The 22,597-nt window shown below is 40.2% G+C and carries 17 protein-coding genes; 2 read left to right on the top strand and 15 right to left on the bottom strand.

The annotated features are described in order from the left end of the window. Positions 1-69: 69 nt before the first annotated feature. From ftsH to ACFIJ8_RS04645, 5 genes are all read right to left on the bottom strand, one after another. On the bottom strand, positions 70-2,232 hold the full coding sequence (gene ftsH / locus ACFIJ8_RS04665) for an ATP-dependent zinc metalloprotease FtsH (protein ID WP_375639100.1): 2,163 nt from the start codon (positions 2,230-2,232) through the stop codon (positions 70-72). Between the two features lie 114 nt (positions 2,233-2,346). Further along, positions 2,347-3,834: a tRNA lysidine(34) synthetase TilS gene (gene tilS / locus ACFIJ8_RS04660; protein WP_375629704.1), complete on the bottom strand. Its 1,488-nt coding sequence runs from the start codon at positions 3,832-3,834 to the stop codon at positions 2,347-2,349. Between the two features lie 18 nt (positions 3,835-3,852). Next, on the bottom strand, positions 3,853-5,538 hold the full coding sequence (locus ACFIJ8_RS04655) for a tol-pal system protein (RefSeq protein ID WP_375639099.1): 1,686 nt from the start codon (positions 5,536-5,538) through the stop codon (positions 3,853-3,855). 52 nt (positions 5,539-5,590) lie between these two features. Further along, positions 5,591-6,112 carry a peptidoglycan-associated lipoprotein Pal gene (gene pal / locus ACFIJ8_RS04650; RefSeq protein WP_375639098.1) on the bottom strand — a complete coding sequence of 174 codons (522 nt, stop codon included), beginning with the start codon at positions 6,110-6,112 and terminating at the stop codon, positions 5,591-5,593. Between the two features lie 201 nt (positions 6,113-6,313). Continuing rightward, entirely contained in the window at positions 6,314-7,009 is a 696-nt protein-coding gene (locus ACFIJ8_RS04645; protein ID WP_273787698.1) for a DUF1013 domain-containing protein, read from the bottom strand. A 367-nt stretch (positions 7,010-7,376) separates the two neighbouring features. Between ACFIJ8_RS04645 and ACFIJ8_RS04640 the strand changes: the two genes are divergently transcribed. Next, entirely contained in the window at positions 7,377-8,123 is a 747-nt protein-coding gene (locus ACFIJ8_RS04640; protein WP_005774608.1) for a YebC/PmpR family DNA-binding transcriptional regulator, read from the top strand. Between the two features lie 1,063 nt (positions 8,124-9,186). Here ACFIJ8_RS04640 and tolB read toward each other — a convergent pair. From tolB to ACFIJ8_RS04590, 10 genes are all read right to left on the bottom strand, one after another. Continuing rightward, positions 9,187-10,512 carry a Tol-Pal system beta propeller repeat protein TolB gene (gene tolB, locus ACFIJ8_RS04635; protein ID WP_015856942.1) on the bottom strand — a complete coding sequence of 442 codons (1,326 nt, stop codon included), beginning with the start codon at positions 10,510-10,512 and terminating at the stop codon, positions 9,187-9,189. Between the two features lie 43 nt (positions 10,513-10,555). Next, the gene (locus ACFIJ8_RS04630) at positions 10,556-12,109 is read right to left on the bottom strand and encodes a cell envelope biogenesis protein TolA (RefSeq protein ID WP_375639097.1); all 1,554 of its coding nucleotides are present in this window, start codon (positions 12,107-12,109) and stop codon (positions 10,556-10,558) included. 107 nt (positions 12,110-12,216) lie between these two features. Next, positions 12,217-12,672 (bottom strand): protein TolR, encoded by a 456-nt coding sequence (gene tolR, locus ACFIJ8_RS04625; protein WP_015856944.1) that lies wholly within the window; start codon positions 12,670-12,672, stop codon positions 12,217-12,219. Positions 12,673-12,687: 15 nt separating this feature from the next. Continuing rightward, the gene (gene tolQ, locus ACFIJ8_RS04620; RefSeq protein ID WP_015856945.1) at positions 12,688-13,401 is read right to left on the bottom strand and encodes a protein TolQ; all 714 of its coding nucleotides are present in this window, start codon (positions 13,399-13,401) and stop codon (positions 12,688-12,690) included. 1,739 nt (positions 13,402-15,140) lie between these two features. Beyond that, positions 15,141-15,581: a tol-pal system-associated acyl-CoA thioesterase gene (gene ybgC / locus ACFIJ8_RS04615; protein WP_015856946.1), complete on the bottom strand. Its 441-nt coding sequence runs from the start codon at positions 15,579-15,581 to the stop codon at positions 15,141-15,143. A gap of 212 nt (positions 15,582-15,793) precedes the next feature. Then, positions 15,794-16,888, bottom strand: a complete 1,095-nt coding sequence (gene ruvB / locus ACFIJ8_RS04610; protein WP_273787695.1) for a Holliday junction branch migration DNA helicase RuvB — start codon at positions 16,886-16,888, stop codon at positions 15,794-15,796. A gap of 13 nt (positions 16,889-16,901) precedes the next feature. Beyond that, positions 16,902-17,516: a Holliday junction branch migration protein RuvA gene (ruvA, locus tag ACFIJ8_RS04605; RefSeq protein ID WP_273787694.1), complete on the bottom strand. Its 615-nt coding sequence runs from the start codon at positions 17,514-17,516 to the stop codon at positions 16,902-16,904. A 13-nt stretch (positions 17,517-17,529) separates the two neighbouring features. Beyond that, positions 17,530-18,045 carry a crossover junction endodeoxyribonuclease RuvC gene (ruvC, locus tag ACFIJ8_RS04600; protein ID WP_375629721.1) on the bottom strand — a complete coding sequence of 172 codons (516 nt, stop codon included), beginning with the start codon at positions 18,043-18,045 and terminating at the stop codon, positions 17,530-17,532. Between the two features lie 1,562 nt (positions 18,046-19,607). Continuing rightward, positions 19,608-20,126: a DUF1465 family protein gene (locus tag ACFIJ8_RS04595; protein WP_015856950.1), complete on the bottom strand. Its 519-nt coding sequence runs from the start codon at positions 20,124-20,126 to the stop codon at positions 19,608-19,610. A gap of 182 nt (positions 20,127-20,308) precedes the next feature. Next, positions 20,309-21,451, bottom strand: coding sequence for an OpgC family protein (locus tag ACFIJ8_RS04590; protein ID WP_375639096.1), 1,143 nt, complete (start codon positions 21,449-21,451; stop codon positions 20,309-20,311). A gap of 366 nt (positions 21,452-21,817) precedes the next feature. On the opposite strand from ACFIJ8_RS04590, the gene ACFIJ8_RS04585 reads away from it, so the two are divergent. After that, a complete protein-coding gene (locus tag ACFIJ8_RS04585; RefSeq protein ID WP_375629726.1) occupies positions 21,818-22,480 on the top strand; it encodes a thiamine phosphate synthase in 663 nt (220 codons plus the stop codon). The last annotated feature ends 117 nt before the right edge of the window (positions 22,481-22,597 follow it).

Below are 22,597 nucleotides of genomic sequence, written 5' to 3'. Positions count from 1 at the left end.
CTTGCGCCTTTCTCAAAGAATTTAGAAGTTTTCCTAAAACATCGTTACTCAAGCGTTATTAAACAGTTCTTATTTTTCTTTATCATCTCCCGCAGTACTGGGCTTCTTTTCAGCATTACTTTTAGAGCGGTTGACTGATTTTGCGGTACCTTTTGTGCTTTGTGCTTTTTTCTCAGTCTCACCCGACTGCCGTTCTTTAGACGGAGCCTCCTTAGGCTCAACATTACCGGATTTTGCTGTTTTTTTCCTAACAGCTTCCTCTGCTTTGTCTGCCTCTAGTTTATCGATCTCTGCTTTATGAGGCGCTGTTTTAGAGATTGCTTCAGCGTTTTTTTCATCTTCCACTGTTATCTCTGTCTTCATTTTTCCAGTTTTTGGAACAGAAGACCCCCGTGGCGCAGCATTCTCATCTTTCTGTGTGCGTGAAGGAGGCTTTCCTGCAATAACTTCGTTAATTTCAGCTCCCGTTAAAGTCTCATATTCCAACAAACCTTGTGCCAAAGCAAACCATTCTTTTCTTTTTGTTTTCAAAATGTTAGTCGCATTTTTATAGGCATCATCAATAAGCTTACGCACTTCCATATCAATCATGCGCGCTGTTTCTTCAGAGACATTTTGTGTTCGCGCAACAGAATGACCCAAAAAGACTTCATCTTGGTTATCGCCATAAGCTACATTTCCAAGCAGATCAGAAAATCCCCACCGTGTGATCATTGCGCGTGCCAATTTAGTTGCTTGCTCAATATCAGAAGAAGCACCGGATGTGATATTTTCCTTTCCAAACTTTAATTCTTCAGCCACACGTCCACCCATCATAATGGCCAAACGAGAAATCATCCACCGATAACTCATGGAATAGCGGTCGCCTTCAGGCAATTGCATCACCATTCCCAATGCTCTACCCCTTGGAACGATTGTTGCTTTGTGGACAGGATCAGCAACCGGCACATTAAGAGCCACAATAGCATGTCCTGCTTCGTGATAAGCAGTGAGTTCTTTTTCCTCTTGTGTCATAGCGGTTGAACGACGTTCAGCCCCCATCATCACCTTATCTTTGGCATCTTCGAATTCTTGCATCGTGACAACTCTTTTATTACGGCTCGCAGCCATAAGAGCAGCTTCATTTACCAAATTCATCAGGTCCGCACCGGAAAATCCTGGTGTTCCCCTTGCCAAAATTTTTAAGTCAACGTTAGGCGCTAAAGGCACGTTGCGCACATGCACTTTCAAGATTTGTTCACGCCCAGAAACATCAGGGTTTGGCACAACAACTTGTCGGTCGAAACGCCCTGGTCTTAACAAAGCGGGATCAAGCACATCGGGACGGTTTGTTGCGGCAATAAGAATAATACTTTCATTAGGCTCAAACCCATCCATTTCGACAAGCAACTGATTTAAGGTCTGTTCACGTTCATCGTTTCCACCACCAAGTCCAGCCCCCCGATGACGTCCAACAGCATCGATTTCATCGATAAAGATAATACAAGGTGCATTTTTTTTAGCCTGTTCGAACATATCGCGCACACGGCTCGCCCCAACACCAACAAACATTTCAACAAAATCAGACCCTGAAATGGTAAAGAATGGCACATTGGCTTCACCTGCCACAGAACGTGCTAGCAAAGTTTTACCGGTTCCTGGAGGACCAACAAGCAAAACACCGCGTGGAATACGCCCCCCTAAGCGTTGAAATTTTTGTGGTTCACGTAAAAATTCAACAATTTCTTGAAGATCTTGCTTTGCTTCTTCAACGCCAGCAACATCTTTAAAGGTAACACGTCCTTGCGCTTCATTAAGCAATCTCGCTTTTGATTTCCCAAATCCCATTGCACCGCGTGATCCATTTTGCATTTGCCGCATAAAAAAGATCCACGCCCCCACGATAATAATAACAGGCAATAAGGAAAAGAGGAGATTGAGGAAAATGCTATTTCCAGAGCTTTCAGGAATAGCTTTAACATTAACGTTTTTGCTTTCCAATTTTTGTATCAAACCTGGATCGCGAGGAGCATAGGTTGAAATAGCTCTATGTTCAATGGTTTGTCCTGTTAATTTTTGACCTTGAATGGTCACAGATTTCAACTCATTATTCTCAACTTTTTGCAAAAATTCAGAATAGGAGACTTCTCCACCACCAGAACGCTGACTATCTCCATTAAAGAGAGAAAACGACACAATCAAAATTAAGGCAATAACTCCCCAAATGAGGAGAGAGCGGTAATTGGAATTCATATTCAGCCCACTTAATCAAATATAGATTTCAAACAGTTCCCCTTAACATATAACCTTGTCAGCCCCTTGCCAAGGGATGAGAAGCTGTTTATTTTCTTTTAGCGTAATTTTCCTTTATCTTTTCACCTCAATATTAAAAAAAGGTTCCACAACATTTACCACAGCAGCATCTTCTCGTGAAGAAAGCCAATCGAAAGGTGCCATAATCCGCTTGATTATAACATGTTTATGAACAACTGCTTGAGAAATCAACTCTGGAATATCATACCCTTTGTGATTTGAGATCATCAGCAGCGATTGTAAAGAGGGAAAATGAGGCTTTTCAAGCTCAAAATCGCTATTTTTCAATAAAAATTTCAGCTGTTCTAAATTTGCAGCTCCAATCTTTATAGCCTCAGATCCATGATTTGTGATCTGATAGCGCCCATCCCATATAAAAGTTTTATCTGGCTCAACAATAGCCTCTTTCATATTTCTCCCTTCACGCCAAAAAGAAATTCCGTGCTTGTTATATTCAATAACAGAGCCCGCATAAGTAAAACGCTTCTTTTCTGGAGAATCGAGACAAAGTTTTTGAACAAGCATGCTTAATTTTTGATTGGGAAGCAAATAAAATCCCCCTCCCATCAGCACCGCAAAGAGCCCCACCACAAAAGGAAAACTGGAATGTTTCTGTAAAAATAGCGCAGGCTTTGCTATGAAACAACGCCCATGTTTAACAGTAATATCCAGCGCTAAGATCAAATCAGCAATATTTTTCGCTTGTTGACGACGCTGCAATGCGGCTTCATTTATTTTTTGAGCAATATAAGCCAATTTTTCAGGATGAAGAGATTGACGCACGCGCACACGTTCAAAATTGCGATCTTCATTGGTTGGATCATCAATCCATGTTTGTCCTTGTAAGCGTAAATAATTCCGTAATGTTTGGCGTTTTACACCAAGGAGCGGCCGAATCAAACGCACTTTTCTATGCAACAACGCCTCACGCGGAATACAGGATAAACCACGCTCATATAGGGGACCATAGTTTTTTTCGGCAATATTTTTTCCCGTTTCTCTGGCATGATCCTCATCATATATACCCTCGGCTTCACCGCGCAAAACACCGGCAAAACCATTGGAATAAACCTCATCACGCACGGCACCAAATTCACCGTGCAACGCACCTCTATTTTTTTGGAGACGTTGATACCGCATTTGATAGGTTTCAACCTGATCATTGAGTGTATGGCCCGTCATAATAACTGATGCGCCTTGTTTTTGTGCTTCTTTAACCAAGAGATCATAGCGTGCAACACGAGCACTGGAAGCAATATGCGTCTTTGGTTTTTCACCTTCCCACCGCACAGCAATATGTTTAATGTGATGGACTCGACAAATTTTCGCAACAGTTTCTACTTCACGCGTTGATTCTTTACGCAATTGATGATCAACCGTGACAACAATCATTTCTGGAGGAACTGAGAGAGTTTCCAAATGCTCTTTGACCAAAAACATCAAAGCCAAAGAATCACTTCCCCCTGAGACGGCAAGAATCAACTTTTGACACTGAATAAAATCCGATGTTTTAAAGAGATTTCTTGCCAGTCTAACGCACACCGAAAACGACCTCGCTATTTATTTTGCAGGTTTACAAAAAATAGACTCTAATGTTTTTTGATGTTTTGATTTTTTCACAAAATGAGCACAATCGTTTTTATTTGGCTCAAGAGCGATCATACTTCTTGCTAATTTCAGCAAAATCTCGGAGGTATAGAGCTTCTTTTTATCTGCATACCATGCGGTAAGATAAACTTGTGCTGCTTCATGATAGCGTTTTTGTCCCAACAAAGATTCAGCCAACCAAAATAAAGCATCATCACTCAAAGAATCTTTTTTGTAACGATTTTGAAAAGCGCAAAAGCTTTTTTCAGCATCAACATAGTTGGCAGAACGAATAAAATCATACCCTTCCTTATACAAAGCTTTAGAAGAAGAAAGATTGTCACTCTGATGTGCTTCAATTTGAGCACTTACTTCATGCGCTTTGTCAAAATGCTGACTGTTTTCATGATCATGACTCTCTACCTTAGCTTCCACAGCAGCAACCTTTGTCTGATCACCTGTACTATGCTCCTGCTCCATCTCTTCTTTTACAGTCTGAGATTTTTCATCCACAGCGGACTTTTCAAAAGAACAAGAATAAACGGACGGGGATTTTTTATCAAAAAGCCCATGAAATTGCTTGTTAACATTTTTTAGATTGTTATGCTCAAGCACCATTCGTATCTTATGCAAAAGCTTATCTAAATCATAATCTTTAAATAAAGCCTGTTGATTCTCTAAAATAATCCCTTGGTGCTCCACAACACTAGCGGCTTTTTCCACCGCGCTAGATGCTGCTTTATCAGCTGCATCAGGTGCTTTCTTCACTGCATCAATAGCCTTATTAACAGTGTCAGTGGCTTTTTCCACCGCGCTAGATGCTGCTTTATCAGCTGCTTCAGGTGCTTTCTTCACTGCATCAATAGCCTTATTAACAGTGTCAGTGGCTTTTTCCTCCACGCTAGATGCTGCTTTATCAGCTGCTTCAGGTGCTTTCTTCACTGCATCGATAGCCTTATTAACAGTGTCAGTGGCTTTTTCCTCCACGCTAGATGCTGCCTTATCAGCTGCTTCAGGTGCTTTCTTCACTGCATCAATAGCCTTATTAACAGTGTCAGTGGCTTTTTCCACCGCGCTAGATGCTGCTTTATCAGCTGCTTCAGGTGCTTTCTTCACTGCATCAATAGCCTTATTAACAGTGTCAGTGGCTTTTTCCACCGCGCTAGACGCTGCTTTATCAGCTGCTTCAGGTGCTTTCTTCACTGCATCAATAGCCTTATTAACAGTGTCAGTGGCTTTTTCCACCGCGCTAGACGCTGCTTTATCAGCTGCTTCAGGTGCTTTCTTCACTGCATCGATAGCCTTATTAACAGTGTCAGTGGCTTTTTCCACCGCGCTAGATGCTGCCTTATCAGCTGCTTCAGGTGCTTTCTTCACTGCATCGACAGCCTTATCAGCAGTGTCAGTGGCTTTTTCCTCCGCGCTAGATGCTGCTTTATCAGCTGCTTCAGGTGCTTTCTTCACTGCATCAATAGCCTTATCAGCAGTGTCAGTGGCTTTTTCCTCCGCGCTAGATGCCTTATCAACTTCATCAACTTTATCCGTATCATGTGCAGGATATTCGGAAGCCCTTCGTGCCGCACTTTGAACAAGTGAAGTAGAACAAGCCATGAAAACCGCCATATAAAAGATAGTTTTCCAATTGATTTTACGATACATTCTTTTTTCCCCTTAAGAGCTCATTGAATAGTTGAAACAAACAATCTTCTTTTTAATGACTATTCATGTCACTCAACGTTGTCACAGCACGTCGATTTTGATTCCAACAGGAAATATCATCACATACTGCTACAGGTCTTTCTTTTCCGTAAGAAATTGTTTGAATCCGTTGTTCAGACACACCTAGAGATACCAAATAGTTTCGCACAGCAACAGCACGGCGCTGTCCAAGTGCCAAGTTATATTCACGTGTTCCCCTCTCATCAGCATGACCTTCGATCATAATAGAATAATAAGGATAATGAAGCAACCATTCCGCTTGGCGCATTAAAATACGTTCAGCATCAGCATCAAGTGAAGAAGAATCGAGACTAAAAAATACGCGATCACCCACATTAACCGTAAATTCTTGTCCTGAGCCTGGTGACACTTGATTCAAACCAGCATCATTCATATAAGCGCCATTCATACCGTTAAGTGCACCGACATTTTTTTTGCCACACCCACCCAAGCATAGTGAGAAAAAAAAGAGGATAGCTAAAGAATGAGCGAAGGTTTTTTTGGTAGAGCGCATAGTCCGTTTCTCCTTGAGTGTCGTAAAGAAGGGTAAATTCTTAAAAATATTTTCAAGAATAACCGTTAATTCCTAATGAAGACGAAATTTTCTGTTTTTTTGGTCATCATTTTTATTTTTGAGTCTCTGCCAAATTTTCTTCTCTCCAGCCATTCCTCTAACATTTCCATAAGAAATGTTTCCCTTATACGTTATGGCTTTTTATGCATCATCTTGATCTTGACGATTTTTTTGCAGCGCGTTCAACTTTGCAAAAACTTTATCAGCATCAAAAGTCTTATGCAGATTTTCTTCACGCTCATTTTCCTCTAGGTCAGCGTTTTCCGTCACAGAAGCGGGAAGCAACGACCTATCTTCTTCTGCAGCAACAGGGCGATTTTTCGCCGCACGCTGGAGCTCAAAATCTAAATCAATTTGCGAACACAAACCAAGTCCTACAGGATCAAGAGGAACCAAATTTGCACTATTCCAATGGGTTCTAAGGCGGATTTGTTCAATTGTCGCTTTTGTTGTCCCAATCAACCGTGCAATTTGTGCATCTTTCAACTCGGGATGGTTCGTAACCAACCATAGGATACCATTGGGACGATCTTGGCGTCGAGAAAGAGGGATATAGCGCGCCCCTTTGCGTTTTTTTTCAGGAATATGCACCCTAGATTGAGAAATTTTCAAGCGTGCGTTTTGATCAGCCTCCACCCGTGCAATTTCACTGCGCGTCAATTGCCCAGAACTAATCGGATCTAAACCTTTAATACCATAAGCCGCATCACCATCGGCAATAGCTTTTACTTCCAAGACATGCAATTTACAAAATTCTGCAATCTGATCAAAAGAAAGAGCTGTATTATCAACCAACCAAACAGCTGTTGCTTTGGGCATCAAAAGTTGCGTTGCCATTTTTATAAATCCTCTTCTGCGCCTCTTCTATGAGGCCGGTTACCGCCCACTCAAGAGCACTAGAACTTTTTATATGTTAGGTCTCTCCAACCACTCCTAAAACAAAGCGAGGCATGGAATAAACCATTTTGCCATGAGATTACATTCTGTTATAGCGTTATTTTTGCTCAACGACAAGAGATCTCTCTTGTAATGATCCTCAACTAAGGTGTCTTTACCTTTAAGATGAATTTTCTTATAAAGGGTTTATTCGATTATTTCACCTCATGCCGTGGCACATTTATTCTGGTGGGATGCGTGTTTTATCGCCTTAAATTCTTAAAGAGTATCCAACTGGAAAGAAAGCCCTAAAATAGGAAGGAAAACTATGGCAGGCCATTCACAATTTAAAAATATTATGCACCGTAAAGGGCGTCAAGATGCAATGCGCTCGAAAATATTTTCTAAGCTTGCGCGCGAAATTACCGTAGCAGCAAAACAAGGTGCTCCTGATCCAGCCATGAATCCCCGTTTAAGGCTGGCTGTTCAAAATGCCAAAGCACAATCGATGCCGAAAGATAATATTGAACGCGCGATTAAAAAAGCTTCAGGCACCGATGTCGAAAATTATGATGAAGTACGCTATGAGGGCTATGGACCAGGCGGTGTTGCCGTCATTGTTGAAGCTTTAACCGATAACCGCAACCGCACCGCTTCAAATGTGCGCGCCGCCTTCACAAAATCAGGAGGAGCCCTAGGAGAAACAGGATCGGTCAGTTTCATGTTTAATCGGATTGGTGAAATAATCTATAAGCCAGAAGCAGGAACAGCCGATAACATCATGGATGCAGCAATTGAAGCCGGTGCCGAAGATGTGCAATCAGAAGAAACCGGACATCATATTACCTGCGCATTTGAAGATATTGGTGAAGTTTCCAAAACTCTTGAGGCAAAACTTGGTGAAGCAGAATCGATTAAAACGATTTGGAAAGCCACCACCCTTGCACCAATAGATGAAGAAAAAGCTTTGTCCGTTTTACGGCTGATTTCAACATTAGAAGAAGATGATGATGTACAAAATGTTTATGCCAATTTTGATGTCAGCGATGAGATTTTGGCAAAATTATCTGTATAATTCCTATCATTTGCATAAGCCCTCTCTTCATTCATGAGGGCTTCAAAAGCATCTGTCACCTTTCCTCTTTATCCGCACATATAAAAGCCCCGCGTCAATAGCGGGGACTAACCGTTGGTGCAACAAGAAAACCGCCATTAATTCCAGAAAACATCACCAAAAAATAAAGCATAAAAAACTCTGTAGTCTCACGCCTTTCTTACATACCCCAAAGATTATCCCTATAGCCCCTCTCTATCTGATCTTTTTGTTCTTTAAGATTAACCTCCCCACCCTCAAGTAATGAAGGTGATCCGGTCTGTAAACAATACGGATTTTCTTGACGTATTCCTATGACGAATCACCCATGGAATTCACTTGAAACTTACGGCTCAAAAAATACACACTCCCCTAAATATTCGCCACGCACTTAAAAAAATACTTAAATATCTCAAGGCGGTTTATATGCCCTATATCGCCACACCTCAAATGACAATGTTTTACAACATCACAGAATAAAAATAAGCAAATGAAAAGCTAGAGCTGATTGTTTAGCAAAGTATTGTATAAAAAGCCGGTATATCTCTCCAATCCGTTGCGGATAAATTTTTAACTTTATGGCATCGTATGTTTCATAAAATAATGTCATTTATCTTAAAAATCTGTCCTTTTGCTATTACCGATCAGTCAATATTCAGACCTAAAACAACAGCGTACTTGAATAAAACACATCAGAAAGCAACAGAAAAACACCCTTGACAAGAGTCCACACTCTTCGCAAGCCAAAACGAATAGGAAGTCAAAAATATATAGCGACACTTTGAATAAAAAGTTGAAATCTAGAGCCCTCAGAATTTTCGACTATATTTTTTCAAGATATCGTTTTTGAATTTTTTTAAGCATTTTCCCCCAAGGAAATTCCATTGTCGATAAACAACCGTAGATGATAGATGAAATCTACATAACTCCCCATGCCCACTATAATCAATTCCTTCTTTTAAATAATTAAAGACAATTGAGATTGTGTAAACTTGAAACTGTATAGACTATATACCTTCTATATTCTGTTTTTAAGCATTTTGTTTTACTGTATATTGAGCAATGGCGACCATGCTGGATCCGAAGCATCATTGGGTGTAGGGAGTTGTCGTTCATTGCGTCCTGTAATGTCAATCGTATAAATTTTTGGTCCCATACCGGGATTTTTGCGAAAGAACATCAGCACACGACCATTGGGTGCCCAAGTTGGTCCTTCATTGTGAAACCCCGTGGTTAAAATTCGTTCTCCTTGTCCATCAGGGCGCATAACACCGATAGAAAATTGCCCACTTAATTGTTTTGTAAAGGCGATATAGTCACCCCGTGGTGACCAAATAGGTGTCGAATAGCTCCCCTCGTTTGAAGAAATACGCTGAATATCACTCCCATCCGCATTCATTTTATAGATTTGCGGCTTTCCACTACGATCTGAGGAAAAGACGATTTGTTTTCCATCCGGTGAATAAGAAGCAGAAGTATCAATAGCAGACGTTGTTGTAAGTCGCGTCATTGTACGGGTTCGTAAATCCATGGTGTAAAGATTTGCACTGCCATCATTTTGTAACAAACTCATGATGACCTTTTGTCCATCAGAAGAAAAACGCGGAGCAATTGTCATGTTATTAAACGTCCCGATCAACTCTCTTTGTCCCATTTCAATTTGTTGAAGATAAACATGAGGTACTTGATTGTCCTCATAAGCCATATAGGTCATTTCTTGTCTTTTTGGGGAAAACCGCGGTGTAAGAACCAATTCACTTCCATCAGACATATAAATCAAATTTGCGCCATCTTGATCCATCATTGCTAAGCGTTTAATGCGTGCATTTTGGGGGCCTGTTTCATCAATAAAAACAATTCGTGTATCAAAATAACCGCTTTCTCCTGTCATCTCACTATAGATCTCATCTGCGATCATATGTGCCACACGCCGCCAACGTTCTGTCGCAGTATAAAAACGCCGTCCTTTCAATTGTCTTTGTCCAAAAACATCCCATAAACGAAAATCGACCCTCAAACGTCCATCGATTTCCCTCATAACTTGCCCCGTAACTAAACCTTGCGCTTTTATTTTCTGCCAAGACGCAAAATGCGGTTGTTTATTAGGATTAGAAATGTTTTCAAGAAAATTTTCTTTATTAAGCGGTAAAAAAAGCCCCGACCGCTCAAGATCGGCTGTCACCACAGCAGATATTTTCAACCCAATCGAATCATTGGAAATAAAGTCTGTAATTGCAATGGGAATGGGATTAAAATCAGCGCTCGAAATAGTCCCTTTCAATTGCGCATAACCCGATGAAATACTTGAAAGCCACAACCCGCAAGTGACAATAAACCAAGCAAAAACTTTATGTCTCGTTATAGTCATCATGGAATGTGTCCTTTCGTTAAGCCAATTTATTTTTTCTCATTTATCATCTTATTTCTTGGAGGGGATCAACATTAAAGTCAAAACCTTGCCCCCATAGATCATATTGATCACGTGGGAGATCTGCATAAGGTTGGCATGAAAAGACAGCGGCATACACCTGCCTCATCATAATAGCTTGTTGACTCTCAAGACCGCTTACGGGATCAATGATAGGATCGCCCACAACCATCCCTTCACGATCTAAATAAAATCGCAACCGCACAACCGGACGGTTTTTTAAATCGCCACCAAGCGCCACAAGTTTAAGCTTCTGTTGAATACATCCCCCCGCAATATTGACCAATGTTTGTGCCATTTTTGTGGTATCATCAATGTTTTTTCTTGCACCCAAAGCTTCCGGTGTATGAGAACGTTTTGCTCCCCCTCCTTGTGACCGCGCACGATTGAGTAAATTATTTTCCTCCAGTGCTAAAATATCTTCAATGGTCTGTTTCTCTTGGTTTTTCTTGTTAAGCTTTGGCGTCTTTTGATTCAATGCAGCCCCTTTCTTCCTTGGGAATTCTTCGTCAAATTTTGGTTTAAACTGTGGAAGAAAAATTTTTTCTGGAAGTGTAATTTTGGGTGCTTGATGAACAATCTGCTCTGCTGGTACTTTCTGTACCGTTGGAGCCAATTCTTTTGGCGATATCATCTCTTCATTTTTGTGCGCAGGCTTGAGTGCATCTTCCGGAGCCTTCAAAGGCATCTCAGGTGCAACCTTAGAGGTATCCTCCGGTGTGCTCAAAGGCATCTCAGGTGCAACCTTAGGGGTATCCTCCGGTGTGCTCAAAGGCATCTCAGGCGCAACCTTAGGGGTATCCTCCGGTGGTGCGCTCAAAGGCATCTCAGGTGCAACCTTGGGAGTATCCTCCGGTGCGCTCCAAGGCATCTCAGGTGCAACCTTGGGAGTATCCTCCGGTGGTGTGCTCAAAGGCATCTCAGGTGCAACCTTGGAGGTATCCTCCGGTGGTGCGCTCAAAGGCACCTCAGGTGCAACCTTGGGAGTATCCTCCGGTGGTGTGCTCAAAGGCATCTCAGGTGCAACCTTAGGGGCATCTTCCGGCGTGCTCAAAGGCATCTCAGGTGCAACCTTAGGGGCATCTTCCGGCGTGCTCAAAGGCATCTCAGGTGCAACCTTGGGGGTATCCTCTGTTTTTGCTTCTAATAATTCTGGTTTTGTAAGTTCGGGTGCAAATGTTTCTGACGTGTTCTTGCTTGGTGGTAGCGATGCTGTTTCAACAGAACGCAGTTTTTCCTTTGGTTGAAAAGGTGCTAGACTATCTATTTGTCCCTCTCCAATATGGCGTGCATCTTCTTTCTCTTGTGGTTGCATAGTTGGTTTAACGGCAGGAATTGCACGGATAGGAGCCTTCACGGATCCTTGTTGAGAGGACAACTCGTCCACTAAAGGAGCAAGAGTGATAGGAATTGCTTCCAATGGTTGTGGTAAAGAGACAGAGCTTGTAAACTGAACGGCTCCCCAACTGAGAAAAATGACATGGACCACAAGGGATAAAGCCAAGCCTCGTTTCATGCTATGATAGGAGTCTTTGTTCATTCTTTATGCCTTATTTATGACTTATATTTTTTCATTTTTAATCACTCTGTGCTCTTTTAAAAACACTTAAAAACAATAGGTTATGCGCAAATTTTATTACTTATTATTTATTGTGCTAGACTTGCTAACGCAACTTGAGAAAACCCCGCTTTTTGAATATCTGCCAGCAGTTTTAATACTTGTTGATATTCAACAGTTTTAGCAACCCGCACAAAAACCCGTTGATCTTTTTGTGTAGCATCTTCTTCCAGAAGAGTTTTAAGGTGTGCAATCAGTGCTTGTGACGTTTCATAATAATCTTGATTAATGGCAAAGCGCCCTTGCGCGTCAAGTGAAACCGTAAGGGGCGTTTTTTGAGCTCGTACGGGACCCGCTTGACTATGAGGCAAATCTAGAGGAACACCGTTCACTAAAAGGGGGGCAGAGACCATAAAGATAATCAACAAGACCAGCATGACATCCACAAAAGGAGTAACATTGATCTCACTCATCAGTTGGCTTCGTGAATGATAGCGCCTACGTGTATTTTTGCGAGAAGAAGAAGAAGCAACAGAAATTCCCATGAGATAAGCTCCTTTTTATAAAGAGGAAGGCGCTGTGCGTGTTTCATCAATACGCCGCGATACAATTGTTGAAAATTCATCAGCAAAATTTTCTATTTGTGCAATGATGCGCGCACTTTCATGAGTCAACTTGTTATAAGCAATAACGGCTGGAATGGCTGCAAACAAACCAATAGCGGTCGCCAAAAGCGCTTCTGCAATCCCTGGCGCGACAATGGCAAGTGATGTATTTTGAGAAGCTGAAATAGAAAGAAAAGACTCCATAATACCAATAACTGTTCCAAAAAGTCCGATAAAGGGTCCCGCAGATCCCAATGTCGCAAGAAAACTTAATTTTGATTCTATTTTTTCACTTTCACGCCCCAGCGTCAAATCCATAGCCTTATCAATTCTGCTCTGCAAACTTTTCGATGTATGGGTCCCTTTTTCAAGAGATTTTTTCCATTCAATCATTGCCGCCATAAAAACAGCAGATATACTATTGGTGTGTTGACTTTTACATGACGCATAAAGATCTTCTAGCGCTTTGCCTGACCAAAATGTACGTTCGAACTGCTTTATTTCACGCCGTATTCTCCGATACGTAAAAATTTTATCAAAAATAATTGCCCAACTCCAAATGGAAGCGAGCAGCAACCCGATCATAACACCTTTCACGATCCAACTCGCTTGCATAAACAAATGCAACATTCCAATTGTTTCCGGATTCGTTAGTTCACCATGCGGCATAATTTTTGTCCCTCTAAATAAAAGGTGTATTTTTTAAAATTCTATAAAACAGATTATTTTATAGTTTCTAAATTTAAGTAAAAAACCTTAGTCTCACATAAATTCATGTGCTAAAACAAGACTTGTTTCTTAAATTTCTTTAAAAAGTGATGACGAGAGACATCCCTCAACACACGCCCCCCTCATTTCACAACAGCATTTATGAATAATATAACGATAAAGCCTTCCCCATAAATGCTATAAAAATAAAAGATATAAAAATGCGTGATATCAAATCTATTATACACCACCATCTTTACGCTCATGAAAAGAAAGCTAAACCCTCATACACGTTTTAATCTTAAAATGCAGTGATAAGTCTTAGTACTTGAAAACATTCATAAGAGGCATTTTTATTCCTTATCTTAAGTGTTTTTGTCCCCACTCACCAAGCCCGCTTGTGACATGTAAGAAAATGTTTTTGATGAATTGGCAGCAATAAAGCTTGAAAAGAAAACATCTTACAAGTTTCAGAATTATCTAAAAGTGACAACGCAATGAATTATCATTATAAATAAATATGTTATAATCATGAAAGACTGCGCTTTACCTCAGACTATTTTCTCTCTCATTTTGCATCAAATTTAATACGGGGACACCCTCGGGCACAAAAAAACGACAATAAACCACCATAAAATACCTCACAACAATGTGCCTCACCCATGCACCCCTATTGTAAGTCCCATATAATCTAGTGTAAGTCTCATGTAATCTCATTGTGTTGTGAATTTGCCCATTTCAATGCCTATCATCTCTCTCTGACACCATGGTATAACGTAAAAGCTTCTGTGACGTGAAAAAAGCCTTTTCACATCTTTACTTCATGAAAACTGGCTTCTTCGTTCTCTTTTCTCACTTGCGATATTTGATCGTTATTGCATTGAGAATGATCCATAAGAAATATTTTTACAATTTTTTCAATGATTTATATTGCTCATCTTATGATGTATAAGCCAATGATTTTAATTGTTTCAACATGAATAAATTTGAAATGAAAGTATTTTACTCTATTACTCTATTGGGGTTTGTGCCCATGAGAAGTGATAATTTACCTTTCCAAGTCGATCTATCATATAAAATAATGTGCTTTTGAAACTTTAAATCAAGAATGCATTTCTGCTTTGTATACATTGATCTCTCACTCATTCACTGCGTTTAGAAGCGCAGATAAAGCCATGTATTATGGATGAAAATGGATAGGACATGCGCTCTTGTGATGCCAAATGACAATCCAGTAAAAAAATCAAATTGCTTAAAATACTCTTTGGGTGTTTTGAGAAAATTTTCGACTTAATGGCTTATTATCACTTTATTGCAACATTGCAATATTTTGCTGGGTATGTGCATTTTTATAAAAATAAATCTTAATCCATTTTTATTTCTTTTTTTGTTTTGTCCTTTTCTGCTGTTTTCTTATGCCAACGAACCTTTCTTCAAAAGAAAGAAAATATCTTGATTTTATAGCAGAAAATAGATGATGAGACATTGATTTTGAATCATAACATAGATGAGGCGTGTTTAATTTTGTGGAATATCATCTTCAATTTATTGTAGCTACTGTAGTAGAAGCGCTTTCTTTTGATGTATCGTGTGACCTTGTTGGAAAATATTTAGGCTATGATAAATGTATGATCTTAGATTGTAGATTACTTTATATCCCCTGATCTCTCCTGAAGCTGCTCGTTCAATGAATAACACTTTTAACCTAGCATTTTTGCAAAAAGTTCTTTGGGTAAACGTCGCGGTTTTGCCTCCTCATTAATCAGAGCAATTTCAACTTTGGCTGTTACCAACGTGGTCGCCTCATGCAAAATAGATTGCTCCATAAAAAAGCGTGCCCCTTGGATATGAGTAACACGTGTTTTTACGACTAAAAGATGATCAATTTTAGCTGGTCTTGAAAAATTAATTTCCATATGACGCACAACAAAAAACAGTTTTTCCCCCTCAACCCCTGCTGCTAACATCTTATTATTAAAACCGGTATCCCGTAAAAACTCTGAACGTCCTCGTTCAAAAAACTCAAGATAACGCGCATGATAAACCACACCGGAAAAATCTGTATCCGCAACATAAACGCGGACCTGAAAATTATGAAAAGCATTTGTATGATTGCTCTTAAAAGGAGTTATTTCTGTCATTGACTTCATGTCCCATAAAATCATTTAATATAGCAAATTGTTTATCAATCAAAAGATTGAACACATTTTTGTGTTGAAGTTATGAAAAGCAAAAGCCCCCTTAATCGTGCAAGACCTTTTTGGTCAGAATATGCTAAAAGAAGCACGTCTCTTGTATTTTATGACCTTACTATAAAATATTCACATAGTTTCTTTTAATTAAAGAGAATGTCTTAGTCATCTTCCCCATCCCATAAAGACGCCTGAAGTGATGAATTGTCTTGAGCATCAGAAAGTTGAGAACGCCTTTGTATCGACGTTGTAGAGACAGGAGCAGAAAGCCCTAAATGGCTCCAAGCCTTTTCAGTTAGAATGCGTCCACGAGCGGTTCTTTGAATAAAACCTTGTTGGAGCAAATACGGTTCAACAATATCTTCAATGGCATCGCGTGGTTCTGATAAAGCAGCAGCAATTGTTTCAATCCCCACCGGTCCCCCTAAAAAAGTTTCCGCAATCAGGAGCAAGTAGCGGCGGTCAAGCGGATCAAGCCCAAGATGATCGACCTCAAGGCGCGAAAGCGCTTCATCGGCGATTTTTTGGTCAATTTGTTTTGCCTGTTTAACCAAAGCAAAATCACAAACGCGCCGCAAAAGCCGCCCAGCAATACGAGGAGTCCCCCGTGCTCGGCGTGCAATTTCATGAGCACCATCATCACTGATCTTGACGGCAAAAAGCCGTGCATTACGCTGCACAATATATTCCAATTCTTCTATAGTATAAAAATTTAGACGAATTGGGATGCCAAAACGGTCTCTCAGCGGTGTGGTCAAAAGCCCCAAACGTGTGGTTGCCGCTACCAAAGTAAATTTAGCCAGATCAATTTTCACCGAGCGTGCCGCCGGCCCCTCCCCAATGATCAAATCAAGTTGATAATCTTCCATAGCTGGATAAAGAATTTCCTCAATCGCCGGATTTAAGCGATGAATTTCATCAATAAACAAGACATCACGTTCTTCGAGATTGGTCAAGAGAGCGGCTAAATCTCCTGCTTTAGCGATGACCGGTCCTGAAGTAGAGCGAAAATTAACGCCTAATTCTTTTGCCATAATCTGTGACAGCGTTGTTTTTCCTAACCCCGGAGGTCCTACAAACAAAACATGATCCAGCGCTTCTTGCCGCGTTTTTGCTGCTTCAATAAATATTTTTAAATTAGCCCGTGCCGCTTCTTGACCAATAAAATCATCGAGAACTTGTGGTCTTAAGGAACGATCTGGATCGTTAGGAAGGGGAGCGGAACCCAGAAGGCGTTTATCTTCATCTTTATGCATTGTTACCTTGATCTTAAGTAGGAGAAGAAAGCAATTTGAGACTATGGCGGATCAGCAGGGCAGAAGAAACAGTTTCCTCCTCAAGAGCGTTCATCGCAAGAGCAAGAGCACGGGATGCTTGCTCCCGCTCAAACCCTAGCTTCATCAACGCAGAAAGCGCATCATGCGCAGGTTGATTAGTCATCTCACGCTGAGAAACCGAAACAGTCTTGACCGCTTGTTCAAAGGGGAGTGTTTTACTTTTCAACTCACCCACAATTCTTTCACTGACTTTTTTACCAACGCCCGGCGCTCGACTAATCATCGCAATATCGTTTAAGGCAATAGCTTGAGCGAGTTCATCTGGCGATAAAGTACCCAAGATTGCCAAAGCAACCTTCGCCCCTACTCCAGGAACATTTTGTAGAAGACAAAACCACTCCTGTTCAGCTCTTGTAGCAAAACCAAAAAGGCGGATTGCATCTTCCCGAACATGCGTTTCAACAAAAAGGCTTAACGCCTCCCCAACAGAGGGTAAAGAAGGACGGAGCCGATTTGACACAAAAACAACATAACCCACACCGTGAACATCAAGAAGGATATGATCATCAAAGATATGTTCAAGGGTGCCCTTTAATTTACCAATCATGTTGCCACCCCAATCATATCGCCATCCTTGCCTGATAAGATCGGTCAATACTCTTACGATGCATACTATGACAAAGAGCAAGAGCAAGAGCATCAGCCGCATCACTGCTATCAAATTCAGCCCGTGGGAGGAGAACTTTTACCATCATATGGATTTGTTCTTTAGACCCATGTCCAACACCAATAACCGATTTTTTCACTTTGTTGGGCGCATATTCAAAAACAGGAAGAGTTGCTTGCGCAGGAACCAGCAGTGCAATTGCACGCGCTTGCCCAAGTTTTAAAGTTGCTGTAGCATCTTTGTTGACAAACACATGTTCTACAGCGGCTTCATGGGGCATAAATTGATGCACAACCTCTGAAAGACCTTTGTGGATCTGACATAGTCTAGAAGCCAGCTCACACTTTACATCAGAAGAAACCGTCCCTGCTGCAATAAACTGAAGACGATTACCCGCAACATCAATAACGCCCCACCCTGTACGCCGTAATCCGGGATCAATGCCTATAATACGAATCGTCTCTGCCATAAACTACAGTCTATACACTTTTCCCCCCTGTGAATAAAGATGTGAATAAAGACAAGACCACAAAGAAAACAACAACCCAAGACAAAACCAGTAAAAAGATGATCATGCCCCCCAATTATAACACGCAACGAACAGCATCTTTATGGAACATACTTTATGAAGCATCACTGAAGTCAATCAAAACCATTCACACATCACAAGCAAACACCCTATAAAGCATAAAAATTCCCTTTCTGTATCATTTCCAATGCCATAACAGTTAAACATCGCAAGCGAGCAAATAGATCAGTGCTGGATTGTACATTCATTAAGTGTAAAGAGACTATGCAATGGATGCTATACACTTTGCGGAAACTTTTTACGTTATAGCATGACGCTACCATAATAAATCAATACATTGATTTATAGAGATAATTCATTATTTTGTATGTTGAATAAGAATCCCGAATATCGTAAGATTTTCTCATTACAAACCTCTTTATATTGAATCAATCAAAATCTTTTATCTGCACATCACACGTGGGATTTCCGTGTGAAGTGAACCTGTGCGAGAAAGGACTAAAAATGCCTCTAATGAACCGTCTCAAGAGCCAAAGACTGTCGCAACATTGAGGACTGGCAAATATTTTGCAAGCGTAAAGATGAGGGAGCTCAATGGATGTAAACAAGAACTAAGAGGTGTTTTTGAATATGCCCATTACACCACAATGACATTGCATGGAAAGGAGACATATGCATGGAGAGGGACGTTATGCATGGGGGCACAGAGAACCCCAGAGGCATTTATTATATAGCACTTTATATAGCACTTTAATTTTGGATGTTTTATTTTACGCGAAGAAAATAACTTCCATTCAAAACAAGAGAAGCCCAAAAACTGACACAATGTGTATCATCCTCATTAACACACGCTTTACAGCAACTTTATAGACATAAATTATAGAGCATAAATAAATTGATGTACAAGCCCCTGCTCTATCTAGCGCCCGATCATTATCGTAGTCAAAACAAAATCACACGATATATCAACAGAACGTGTTCCAGCTGCAATCAACCAAAGCCGATTTCCACAAGACCAACCATACCCCATCCCATGCCATAATTCGAAATCAATACCTCTCAGCTATAAGCTCAAGATATTTCCTACGCTCAAATAGAAATTAGGCAGAAAAAAGCACTCTAGATTGGTTTTAGTTGTGACATTTTGGTTGTAAAAAATGGGTAGATTGCTCTAAATATCGCAAGAAAGAAGCAAGGCGCTATTCTTCTCAAAACACCCCCAAAAGCTGTTTTCAGTAATTCGATTTGTTTTCCCACTGGATCGCTTAAACTACAGCCTCCCCTTATTTACCAGCGCGCTTAAACTATAGCTGCATATCTAAACGAAAAAATGCGCGCTTCTAAACGCAATGAATGAGAAACAAATTGGCGGGAAATTTCTGGCAATTCATGCCAATGAGGGGTTCCAAGTTCCAATATTGGTGTATGGAATGACACTTTTATAATTTCTTTTTTATTTGTTCTGATGACATTTCCCCTTCGCGCAAAGCTAGGGAATACCTCTAAGAACGGCCAAAGGCTGTTTTGAGCAATTCGATTTGTTTTCCTACTGGATTATCATCTTCTAAGGCACAAGAGGCTGCAGTTTCCCACCCAGCACGCATATACTGTATGCGCGCTTCTAAACGCAATGAATGAGAAACAAATTGGCGGAAAATTTCTGGCAATTCATGCCAATGCGGGGTTTCAAGTTCCAATGTCGGTGTATGAAGTGATACTTTTACAATTTCTTTTTTTATTTGTTCTGATGACATTTCCCCTTCGCGCTCTGCCCGAAGAAGAAGGAGTTGAGAAGCAATTTGCATCAGTCGTGTACTTAAATACATAGCTTCTTTCGCATAGATTGCAGAAACTTCTGCCGAAAGGGAACGTGCCACTAATTTCCCTTCTGAGTCAATATACGCTGCGGTTTTTTCAATCAGCGCCATTGTTTCTTCATAGAGACGATTAAAAGCATTTTCAAAAGCATTATGCTCAATCATGATAATAGGTTCATCATATGGACGTTTATGTACACTCACGCTTTTATACTCCAAGTATCAGCACAAAATTACACCACTCAACGAATAGAGTATTAAAAAGTTTCTTTTGTTGCTGTGTAGAACGCTTTTTTTTTAAACTGCTACCTCTTTTAATTTTTTTGCGCAACGCGCTTTTTATACTAAGGTTAACGCACCCAACAAACACTACAGGAGCGTTTTTCTTATAAACGGATCAGTTTCCTTGAAAAGGACCACTGCCAAGATCGCCGTCTTTCACAATAATAGGCGACTCCAAATTGCAGAGCAATACCCGTTATTATTAAGAGGGTATCGGAAAAAAACGTTCCTGTCATCACTGTTTTTATAATTTGTCCAAACATCGCAAAAATGGTTCCCGTTACAAAGACCGGTAAACTATGTTTTCCTAAGATTGCTAAAGGATGTTTCTGAGAGACATAAAACCATTTATTGATGCTCGGTAAAGAAAGAATAAAAAAGGCTAATGCAAGAACATGGAGTAAACGTGGCAAGCTTAAAAAGGTTTTATTAAAGTTCAACAATGGGGAAGACCAGCCAAGCCACCCCAAAATACCCCACCAGCTTAAGCGAACCCATAACAGTGCCAACAAGAGATAAGCTGCCGCACAAACAATCCAAAAAGACTGAAAAGCGATTGTTTTTCCTTGTTTAAGCGCTAAAGTACTGGTCAATCCTATGACGAATAAGAATTGCCAAGACAAAGGGTTTAAAAACCACTTTCCTTCTAAAGGATAAGAAGGAGGGGCAATTTTATAAAATCCGCAGATAAGATACAGCGTAAACGAACCCAAAAGCAGCCACTTTGTCTGTTTACAACTCAAATAAAGGATAAAAGGCGCAAAAAACATCAAAACGATATAAAGTGGAAGAATATTATTATATCCCAATTGATGCCCAAAACTTAAGGTACTCAAAAATGCGATAACAGGCTCTGTAAAAAAGAGTCTCATATTGTTCATTGATAAAAGTTTTTCTGTTTTCCATAATAAAAAGGCAGCAAAAAAAAGACTTAACGTGACAAAGGTAGTAAAAAGATATGCGCCATAGAGCTGCAAAGCTCTGTACCACAGTTTTCGGATGATAAAAGCAAAGGATTTTTGCTGTAACCGTCCATGAAAGCTTAATCCAAGAGCAATCCCTGAAAGCAAAACAAACACTTCTGCACAATCAGAAAAACCGAAATTTCTATGGGTAAAAGACTCATAGATCGTTCCGGGAATATGGTTGATGAAAATCGTCAATAAAGCTAAAGAACGAAAAACGTCAATACGCGTATCACGGCGAAAAGGCTCAGTTTTATGCTCAAGAACACCTTGGTATTTCATCAGTGGACTCCCACACGCCACAAACCCCTTGAAGTCCCATAAAAATGGTGGTTACCCTTATTGCCAACAAGCATAAACAGGATGAAATTTTAATTTTTAAGAGTCAAGTTTCATTTTAAGCGTTTATTTTTTAAAAGGCAAAATTTTTTTAAAGGTAAAAGAACGAAAAGAATCCATACATGTATCACAGCAAAAAGGCGACATAATTATGCTTAAAAACACTCTCATTTCTCATAAGCAGGCTCCCACACACCCACAAATCCTTTAAATCACGTGAAAATGGTGGTCACTTTCATCGCAAATAAGCATAATAGAATGAAACTTTAATTTTAAGCATTATTTTTCTCTAAGAAACAGGGATTTGACATGACAGAACAAAAAAATAAACCAATTGATCCGCCTCTTTTCCCTCAGTTGATTTTAACACTCGATGTTCGGCGCAACACCCCACACCCATTTTTGCAGCAAATTTTGCAAACAAAGTCTTTTGCATGCGTCATCCTCTATGATTCTGAAAAATTGAAAGATGATAGCTCTTTTTTACAACAACAAGCGCAAACTTACGCAGAAGATATTCAACATCATGACGCAGCCCTTCTCATCGCTGATGACAGCCGCATTGCTGGGCGCATAAAGGCTGATGGATTGCACATAGAAGATGATCTTAACGCTCTTGAAAGCTTCAAAAATCAGCAAAAGGAACAAAAAATCATAGGCTTTGGCAATCTACGCAATCGCCATAGTGCTATGCTTGCAGCGGAAACAGGTGTTGATTATCTATTTTTTGGCAAACTCGGTGCTGATAAAAAACCCCATGCGCACCCCCGCAATCTCCAGTTAGCAACATGGTGGGCAGAAATTATGCAAACCCCCGCCATTATCCAAGCAGGAAGCGATTTTTCAACCTTTGATGAAGCCTTAAAAACTGGATGTGAATTCATTGCTGTAGAAGAAGTGATTTTGGGAAACGACAACCCCTTAATACTGCTTAAAACAATGCAAGAAAAATGTGAAAACACCCCCTTGTAATATAGGAGGAGAATTTATAAATAAAGCGTTAACTTTCGTGCTTCTTATATAGAGCACATAACGGCATATATAAATAGGAGAAAAATTCGTTTCGTTTATTCACAATTCAATCAGATC

Origin of the sequence: Bartonella sp. MF74HXZ (assembly GCF_042194445.1) — a bacterium.
In the GTDB taxonomy this organism is placed as follows: domain Bacteria; phylum Pseudomonadota; class Alphaproteobacteria; order Rhizobiales; family Rhizobiaceae; genus Bartonella; species Bartonella grahamii.
The sequence above is the reverse complement of the archived record's forward strand: the minus strand, read 5'-3'. Positions and strand labels throughout refer to the sequence as shown.